Source organism: Pseudohongiella nitratireducens, assembly GCF_001642735.1.
GTDB lineage: Bacteria > Pseudomonadota > Gammaproteobacteria > Pseudomonadales > Pseudohongiellaceae > Pseudohongiella > Pseudohongiella nitratireducens.
The window spans coordinates 311,253-318,026 of the sequence record NZ_LWHM01000034.1; the positions used below are offsets into that span (position 1 = coordinate 311,253).

Here is a 6,774-nt window from a genome sequence, read left to right on the forward strand (position 1 = left end):
ACCACGCCCTGCATCAAGGCCGCCCCCTGCCTAATGCACATGACCCGGCAGCCGAAAACTCGCCTGACGGCTCAAACAGTTCGGCTGCTTATTCGGGTAATGAACATTAGGCAAGGCGGGGGCTGACTGGCCTTGATGCAGGGAGTGGTGGTTTGCTCTTGTGCCATTTGATTAGGAGCTCAGTGCACGAAGGGGTGAGGCCCAGGGATGGGCCGAATCACTATGGCCGGGTTTCTCTCCTTCAAAACCGGCACTTGTGCCGTCCCTGGCAAGGCGTCCGGCGGACATCGGCAGGCTTTGCAGAGGCGCCAAAAAATCCCAACCTCAAACGAGACTGGGGGTTTTCGCTTTATGATGCCTGACGATGGTCCAGATTCTTATGTATCCACACTCAGCACGGCACAAAGGAAGGGTATCATAGATCCGGTGGCAGACAGTCAGACCACGTCTAGCATATCGTTTGTCGCTTGAAAAAGCGGCCGGACTGTCTGAAGCCGATAGGCTGAGTTTCCGTCCGCCGAGCGACATGCGATGTGCTGTGGTCGTCTGCAACCGGATCTATGATGCCCTGACTGCCCTTCTTCAGAGTGTTCGGCTAAGGAGCCTACCTTTGCAACTGAAGATCACAACGAGCAGACTATGTGATAATTACAATAAACGACTGCTTATTTGCAGACCCTATTTTGCAGTCAACAGAACTGAAGTCAGCGTGTGAAGTTTTTAATAACCCTAACCACCATTGTCACAGTCACTCTCTCCTTCTCTGGACCAACATACTCTCAACCCTTATCCATCATGGACCTGTACGAGCATGCAGAGCTTGATATTCATAAGGGATGGTATCCACAAGACCTGGACACCCTAATTCGATTTTCTGACATTATTGTCAAAGGAAAGTTTGGGGCGCGTCCTCAGCCATGGTCCATTCTGGGGATACGGGGAAACGCTTCAGAGCACCGCTCAGCGACTAGGTGAGAGTTATAACTGAATCTGGTGTTCAGGGAGGTTGAAAAGAAGCGACGTATCTGGTTGATTTGTTGTCGCCAAACAAGTCAATCAACACGAGGAATACGCCGCTATGGACAAGAGTAACGTTGTTGGGTTTTCAGGTCGAGAGAAGAATGCCGATCCGTTGACAGACTTACTTCGTCAAGGTGCCCGAGATTTGATTCAACAGGCCGTAGAAGCTGAGTTGTCAGAGTATTTACAACAATTCACAGAACGACGACTGAAAGATGGCCGTGCGGCGGTTGTACGCAATGGTTATCAGCCAGAGCGCCACATTCAAACGGGGATCGGGCCAGTGACCGTCAAGGTGCCGAAGGTTCGTGCCAAAGATGGCAAACCGATCACCTTTCGCTCAGCGCTGGTACCGCCGTATGTTCGCAAAACACGCTCGTTGGAGTCTGCTCTGCCGTGGCTGTATCTGAAAGGCGTGTCGACCGGAGAGATGGACAATGCATTGCAAGTGTTGGTTGGCCCCGAAGCCAAAGGCTTGTCCGCCAGTACCGTGGCACGGCTGAAACGTCAGTGGGCGCAGGAATATACCGCCTGGCGACAATCCCGGCTGGACAGGGATCGTTGGGTGTATGTGTGGGCCGATGGTATCTACAGTGGTCTGAGGGCCGAGGATACCAAGTTGTGTGCGCTGGTGGTCATTGGTGTTAATGAACGCGGTCAGAAGCACTTTTTGGCCATTGAGGACGGTGTTCGCGAATCGACACAGAGTTGGCGTGAGGTGCTGCTTGATCTGAAGGCCAGAGGAATGAACACCCCCAAACTGGCCGTTGGTGACGGAGCGATGGGCTTCTGGTCGGCACTGGATGAGGTTTATGGTGCGACCCGGCAGCAACGGTGTTGGATGCACAAAACCAGCAATGTCCTCAATGCTGTCCCCAAGTCAGTACAGGCGAAGATGAAGCAGTCGCTTCATGACATCTGGCAGGCGGACACACGAAAAGCAGCAGAGTCGGCATTTGAAAAGTTTGAGCGCATGTACGAGGCAAAATATCCGAAAGCGGTGCAGTGTTTACACAAAGATCGCGATGAACTGATGGCGTTTTATGATTTTCCTGCCAAGCACTGGCAGAGTTTGAGAACGACCAATCCTATCGAGTCGACATTCGGTACGATTCGTCACCGGACAAAGCGATCAAAGGGTTGCCTGAGTCGAGACGGTATGTTGCACATGATCTACAAGTTGGGGGAATGTGCTCAGAAGAACTGGCGCAAACAGCGCGGGTTTAATTACCTGGCCAAGGTGGTCCAGGGTGTGAAGTTCAGGGATGGTGAAGAGGTGATGACAGCTGACCAGAGAGTCGCTTGATCAAATGCCTGAACACCAGATTTGACAATAACTCACTAGGTGAGGATCCGGATGATATTGGTCACTTAGCAATGCCCCTTTCCGAATACGAAATTATTATCGATGAAGTTTTTCTAGGAGATATTGCAGCAAACACAGTAATCTTCCACCTGCTTGAAAGCAGCCCAGGAGACAGGCATTTCACAGACGAAACTGATGAGAAGCTTTTTTTCTTAAAACTTAACCCTGACGAGAAGACATATGGTCGCCCAGGCATACCCTATATCCTGACTAACCGGAATGGGATATATGTCTACGAATATCCTTCAGAATCAATTCCAAGAGGAATCGAAAGAGACGTGTATGACTTTGTTCAGTCAACAGATGTAGATGACTTCGAATCACTTCTTAGAGATGAGATTATGTCTCTTAAGAACCGATGAGTTTTGTAACGCAGCTGACCACTGACTTGCACTCCTTACCTGGCAGCCGAAAACTCGGGTGAATAGCAGTCAGGCCATCATAGAGCCGATGACAGACGACCACAGCACATCGCTTCTCGCTCGGCGGACTGAAACTCAGCCTGTCGGCTTCAGACAGTCCGTCCGCTTTTTCGAGCGACAAACGATATGCTAGGCGTGGTCTGACTGTCTGCCATCAGCTCTATGATGCCCTTCCTTTGTGCCGCGCTGTAATTTGGGCACAGTAAAGCACGGCTCAGCGAATACGAACTCTTTCGTGGCAGCTGCTTATTCGTATTACGAGCAGACCATCGCGTCACAGATCATAGCCAGTCAGACCCCGTATTGCCTAATGTGCCTTAGCCGAAAAAGCAGCCGAACTGTCTGAGCCGCAAGGCGAGTTTTCGGCTGTCGGGTAAGGCGCATTAGGCAGGGGTCGGCTTTGGTGTATGACGGGGTGATCTGTTCTTAAATGCCCAGAAAATAAAAAAGGGCTACCCCATGCGGGATAGCCCTTTTTGATTTTAATGCCTGACGATGTCCTACTCTCACATGGGGAAGCCCCACACTACCATCGGCGCTGAGCGGTTTCACTTCTGAGTTCGGAATGGGATCAGGTGGTTCACACTCGCTATGGTCGTCAGGCAAACTGTTGATGCCAGTCGCTTTTTGCTCAAACTGAGCGGGCGACTCCATCGTTTACCCGTTTTGTGAACAACTGCCCGTTCGGCAGCGGTTTCACATAACCTGAGTCCGTTTTCACAGCCCAGGTCTTTGACAATCAATGAATGAAGTATAGTCTCTAGATTGCTCTAGATCATGTGTATGCCGTGCTCTACAAGCACATTTTTTAATCTGACTTCGATCGCTATGACAAGTCGTCATCAACGCTCAATAATCACTTATCGGTTTTGGCTTTCAAAAACCTGCGATTATATGGTCAAGCCTCACGTGCAATTAGTACTGGTTAGCTCAACGCCTCACAACGCTTACACACCCAGCCTATCAACGTCCTGGTCTCGAACGGCACTTTAGGGGGCTCAAGGCCCCAGGGAGATCTCGTCTTGAGGGGGGCTTCCCGCTTAGATGCTTTCAGCGATTATCCCGTCCGAACATAGCTACCGGGCAATGCCACTGGCGTGACAACCCGAACACCAGAGGTTCGTCCACTCCGGTCCTCTCGTACTAGGAGCAGCTCCTCTCAAATCTCCAACGCCCACGGCAGATAGGGACCGAACTGTCTCACGACGTTCTAAACCCAGCTCGCGTACCACTTTAAATGGCGAACAGCCATACCCTTGGGACCGGCTTCAGCCCCAGGATGTGATGAGCCGACATCGAGGTGCCAAACACCGCCGTCGATGTGAACTCTTGGGCGGTATCAGCCTGTTATCCCCGGAGTACCTTTTATCCGTTGAGCGATGGCCCTTCCATACAGAACCACCGGATCACTATGACCTGCTTTCGCACCTGCTCGAGCCGTCGCTCTCGCAGTCAAGCACCCTTATGCCATTACACTAAGTGGGCGATTTCCGACCGCCCTTAGGGTACCTTCGTGCTCCTCCGTTACGCTTTGGGAGGAGACCGCCCCAGTCAAACTACCCACCACACACGGTCCTCGTCCCCGTTTCAGGGACTGAGTTAGAACCTCAACAATACCAGGGTGGTATTTCAAGGGCGACTCCACAACAACTAGCGTTGCTGCTTCAAAGTCTCCCACCTATCCTACACAGATAGTGTCAAAGTCCAGTGTGAAGCTATAGTAAAGGTTCACGGGGTCTTTCCGTCTAGCCGCGGGTACACTGCATCTTAACAGCGATTTCAATTTCACTGAGTCTTGGGTGGAGACAGCGTGGCCATCATTACGCCATTCGTGCAGGTCGGAACTTACCCGACAAGGAATTTCGCTACCTTAGGACCGTTATAGTTACGGCCGCCGTTTACCGGGGCTTCGATCAAGAGCTTCGCCGAAGCTAACCCCATCAATTAACCTTCCGGCACCGGGCAGGCGTCACACCCTATACTTCCACTTACGTGTTTGCAGAGTGCTGTGTTTTTAATAAACAGTTGCAGCCACCTGGTCACTTCGACCGGACCCAGCTTAGAGAGCAAGTCTCATCACCAGAGCCGGCGTACCTTCTCCCGAAGTTACGGTACCATTTTGCCTAGTTCCTTCACCCAAGTTCTCTCAAGCGCCTTGGTATTCTCTACCTGATCACCTGTGTCGGTTTACAGTACGGTCAATTGTTATCTGAAGCTTAGAAGGTTTTCCTGGAAGCATGGCATCAACCACTTCTCTTTCTAAAAAGAAAGATCGTCATCAGTTCTCGGCCTCCTCATTAAAGAGAGCGACCCGGATTTACCTAAGTCACTGACCTACAACCTTAAACGCGGACAACCAACGCCGCGCTGGCCTAGCCTTCTCCGTCACTCCATCGCAATAACAATCGGTATCGGAATTTTAACCGATTTCCCATCGACTACACCTTTCGGTCTCGCCTTAGGGGCCGACTCACCCTGCCCCGATTAACGTTGGGCAGGAAACCTTGATCTTCCGGCGGGGAGGTTTTTCACCCCCCTTATCGTTACTCATGTCAGCATTCGCACTTCTGATACCTCCAGCAGACTTCTCAATCCACCTTCAACGGCTTACAGAACGCTCCTCTACCATACGTGCAAAGCACGCATCCGCAGCTTCGGTTATCAGTTTGAGCCCCGTTATATCTTCCGCGCAGGCCGACTCGACTAGTGAGCTATTACGCTTTCTTTAAAGGATGGCTGCTTCTAAGCCAACCTCCTAGCTGTCTGAGCCTTCCCACATCGTTTCCCACTTAACTGATATTTGGGACCTTAGCTGGCGGTCTGGGTTGTTTCCCTCTTGACAACGGACGTTAGCACCCGCTGTCTGTCTCCCGTGATAAAACTTACTGGTATTCGGAGTTTGCATCGGGTTGGTAAGTCGGGATGACCCCCTAGCCGAAACAGTGCTCTACCCCCAGCAGTCAATGACACGAGGCGCTACCTAAATAGCTTTCGAGGAGAACCAGCTATCTCCGGGCTTGATTAGCCTTTCACTCCGACCCACAGCTCATCCCCTAATTTTTCAACATTAGTGGGTTCGGTCCTCCAGTGCCTGTTACGGCACCTTCAACCTGGCCATGGGTAGATCGCCCGGTTTCGGGTCTAATGCCAGCAACTAAACGCCCTATTAAGACTCGGTTTCCCTACGGCTCCCCTATTCGGTTAACCTTGCTACTGACATTAACTCGCTGACCCATTATACAAAAGGTACGCAGTCACAGAACAAGTCTGCTCCTACTGCTTGTACGTACGCGGTTTCAGGATCTATTTCACTCCCCTCTCCGGGGTTCTTTTCGCCTTTCCCTCACGGTACTAGTTCACTATCGGTCAGCCAGGAGTATTTAGCCTTGGAGGATGGTCCCCCCATCTTCAGTCAAAATTACACGTGTTTCGACCTACTCGTTTTCACAACTGCAGCGCTTTCGTGTACGGGGCTATCACCCACTGTCGCCGGACTTTCCAGACCGTTCCACTAACACTGCTGTTGCTTAAGGGCTTTTCCCCGTTCGCTCACCGCTACTAAGGGAATCTCAATTGATTTCTTTTCCTGCAGGTACTTAGATGTTTCAGTTCCCTGCGTTCGCCTCACATGCCTATGTATTCAGCATGTGATGACCCATAAATGGGCCGGGTTTCCCCATTCGGACACCTCCGGATCAAAGCCTGTTTGACGGCTCCCCGAAGCATTTCGTTGCCTACCACGTCCTTCATCGCCTCTGGCTGCCAAGGCATCCACCACGTACGCTTAGTTGCTTGACCATATAATCTCAGACTCCTAAAAGCCCAAAACACATCTCAAACAACTCGCCTTCGATCGTCGTACAGATTATGCGCTTGTATTAAGAACAGCATACACATCTTATTGTCCAACCAGCCTAAGCCAGTCAGCAATAATCTATATACTTCATTCATTGATTGTTAAAGAAC

Annotated in this window: 2 protein-coding genes and 2 rRNA genes; 2 read left to right on the plus strand and 2 right to left on the minus strand. The window is 51.1% G+C overall.

What is annotated here, in order from left to right; all coding sequences use genetic code 11:
- Positions 1-1,078 precede the first annotated feature (1,078 nt).
- Both PSCS_RS15385 and PSCS_RS15390 read left to right on the plus strand, forming a co-directional pair.
- Positions 1,079-2,326, plus strand: a complete 1,248-nt coding sequence (locus PSCS_RS15385; RefSeq protein ID WP_068813236.1) for an IS256 family transposase — start codon at positions 1,079-1,081, stop codon at positions 2,324-2,326.
- Complete coding sequence (locus PSCS_RS15390; protein WP_068893822.1) at positions 2,323-2,748, plus strand: hypothetical protein; 426 nt, start codon at positions 2,323-2,325, stop codon at positions 2,746-2,748. The genes PSCS_RS15385 and PSCS_RS15390 overlap by 4 nt, the downstream gene beginning before the upstream one ends.
- Before the next feature lie 547 nt (positions 2,749-3,295).
- On the opposite strand, the gene rrf is transcribed toward PSCS_RS15390, so the two are convergent.
- Positions 3,296-3,411, minus strand: a 5S ribosomal RNA gene (gene rrf / locus PSCS_RS15395).
- 291 nt (positions 3,412-3,702) lie between these two features.
- Positions 3,703-6,606 (minus strand): 23S ribosomal RNA (locus tag PSCS_RS15400).
- Positions 6,607-6,774: the final 168 nt, after the last annotated feature.

What these genes read in the sequence shown, in the direction of transcription:
- PSCS_RS15385 (WP_068813236.1), top strand. Translation starts at nt 1,079, where the DNA reads ATGGACAAGAGTAACGTTGTTGGGTTTTCAGGTCGAGAGAAGAATGCC.